The sequence below is a fragment of the Succinimonas sp. genome (assembly GCF_045225735.1).
Taxonomy (GTDB): domain Bacteria; phylum Pseudomonadota; class Gammaproteobacteria; order Enterobacterales; family Succinivibrionaceae; genus Succinimonas.
On the sequence record NZ_JBGVBR010000154.1, the window covers coordinates 1 to 2273 of the forward strand.

Below are 2273 nucleotides of genomic sequence, written 5' to 3' on the forward strand. Positions count from 1 at the left end.
CCATATTTAACGGGGAACTCTATGACCTGTGGGACAACCAGAAAAAGCTCAATACCCCGGCTCTCATTGACTATGCCTTTACTCATATCCCGCTGGACAGCCTGAGAAAGGCATCCGGGCTTAATGAAATAGTTCTCCCGGCCAAAAACTCCGGCGGCATCAACAAGGGAAGAGAAGTGTTTATCTTTGCCGATCCCCGGGATACCGGCACCGTCCAGCTCCTTAAAGACATTACCGACAACATCAATTCCGCCTATTACATGATCAGAATTATCCTGCTCAATTCCACCGGAGACAGCAATACCGAAAAGCTCCTTCATGATTTTGCCTGCTCCAACGCCACCGCGAAGGAAAAGGCTTTGTCGATCCTCAAGCAGGATTTCAAGGTGGTTTTCCAGACCGCGAAGCAGTGCAAAGCGGATGACCGGATGCAGAGAAACCGGGAGCTGGCAGCCACCCTGGGAGTCCGGAAGCTGCCATTCCTTGTTACCCCCTCCGGACGCTATGCCGAGGGAGCCATAGACGAACCTTTTGACTATATCCAGAACATCAGGAAATAACCCCGGGTTCCGGAAAAACGTTACTGAAATTTAAAGACATTTAGATAGGACATGCCATTATGATGCTACTTACCGTGCGCAAGAAAAAAGACGACATGGTTATCCCGAACGAGGAAAGAGCCTCCTCCCTTATTACCGTCCAGGCTTATGACAAGGATGACGATATCTTCCTGTGCGATGACAAGACCCTTTCCGCCAGCTATATGTGTACCCCGGTAACCGGGTGCGACGAACAGCTCCAGGAGAGAATCAACGGCTTCCTCAATTCCGAATATCCCTCCGGCTTTATCCTTCAGTTCTGCCTTTTCCGGAGCCCGGACATCCTGCGGCAGAAGCAGGCCATGATGCAGATCCGCGAAAACTACCAGAAAACCGATCCCTTCGCATACCAGGTAATGTGCGAAAGAGTCAAATTTCTGGAGGAGCATACTCACAAGAACCTGGTATCGAACAGCCGCCGGGGCTACTACGATTCCGGCATAGTGGTGGACGTGAAGCTGGTTATTTCCGTGAAGATGAAAATAGGCAGCATCCAGCCGGAACCGGATGACAGCGTTAAATTCAAGCAGATCCTTACCAGAGTCGAGGCCGGCATGAACTCGTGCAGCCTGAATGCCCGCCGCATGAATGTTAAGGAGTATATCCGGTTTATGCAGACTATCGTGAACTGGAATGATCCGATCTGGGAACGGCAGGATCAGTATTCGGAGATCTGGGAGCCGGATAAGCCCATCTGCGAGCAGATCTTTGACCCTAACGAGGTGCTGGAAGTCTCCAAGAGGGATCTCCGCATCGGTGACAAGATGTTCATAAAGACGCTTTCCGCCAAAAAACTCCCGGAAACCATGTACTGCGGCGACGCGATCACCTTTGTGGGCGATCTCATGGGCGGGAATTCCTCTTTGAAGCAGAACTACATGGTATGCGTGAATCTGTTCTATCCGGCGATCCAGCAGACCAAGGACGCAATCGAGAGAAAACGCCAGTTTACCGTTAATCAGGCGCAAGGCAATATCACGAAATTTGTCCCTGTTTTGAAAGACAAGGAAAATGACTTCCAGGTGATGTATGACTCCCTGATAAAGGGAGACAAGCCGGTGCGGCTTTCCTACACGCTGGTGCTGTTCTCCCGGAGCCAGGAGGAATCCGATTACGCTGCAATGACCGCCCGGAACGTCTGGCGTGAAAAGAGATTCGAGCTCATGGAAGATGACTGCATCATGCTTCCGATGTTCATCAACTGTCTCCCCATGTGCGCCGACCCCAAAGCCATAAACACGCTTTTCAGATATAAAACCCTGACCACTCCCATGGCCGCCACCCTGATCCCCATTTTCGCGGAATGGAAAGGCACCGGCACCTACCATGCGTCCCTGCTGTCCAGAAACGGCCAGCTTATGTCCCTATCCCTGCACGATTCGGACACGAACAAAAACGCGGTAATCGCGGCGGAATCCGGTTCCGGAAAATCCTTCCTTATCAATGAGATCATCTTTTCCTACTTGTCTGAAGGAGCCCAGATCTGGGTTATCGACGCGGGCAAATCGTATCAGAAATTAAACGAGCTCCTTCAGGGCGACTTTTTGCAGTTCGATGAAGAAACCAAAATCTGCCTCAATCCTTTTGAGCTTATTTCAGACTATACTGATGATGAGGATGCGGTGGTGCAGCTGGTGGCCAACATGGCATCTCAGTCAAACAGGCTTACAGAAT

General features: G+C 50.9%; 2 protein-coding genes. Both read left to right on the forward strand.

The features are described from left to right. On the forward strand, nucleotides 1-560 hold a 560-nt coding region (locus ACJROR_RS05535; RefSeq protein ID WP_406546221.1), incomplete at its 5' end, for a hypothetical protein. A 59-nt stretch (nucleotides 561-619) separates the two neighbouring features. Beyond that, nucleotides 620-2273: TraC family protein (locus ACJROR_RS05540; RefSeq protein ID WP_406546222.1), on the forward strand; the 1654-nt coding region annotated here is incomplete at its 3' end.